The 223-nt window shown below is 54.7% G+C and carries 1 rRNA gene; it reads left to right on the plus strand.

Annotation, left to right across the window (positions count from 1 at the left end):
- A 23S ribosomal RNA gene (locus WFI24_RS34650) occupies positions 1 to 223 on the plus strand; the annotation flags it as partial.

Below are 223 nucleotides of genomic sequence, written 5' to 3' on the forward strand. Positions count from 1 at the left end.
AGGCCCAAGCGACTGTTTAGCAAAAACACAGGTCTGTGCGAAGCCGTAAGGCGAAGTATACGGGCTGACGCCTGCCCGGTGCTGGAAGGTTAAGGGGAGTGGTTAGGGAGTCATCCCGAAGCTGTGAACCGAAGCCCCAGTAAACGGCGGCCGTAACTATAACGGTCCTAAGGTAGCGAAATTCCTTGTCAGGTAAATTCTGACCCGCACGAATGGCGTAACG

This window comes from Paenibacillus sp. USHLN196, from assembly GCF_037144955.1.
Lineage (GTDB): Bacteria > Bacillota > Bacilli > Paenibacillales > Paenibacillaceae > Paenibacillus > Paenibacillus xylanexedens_C.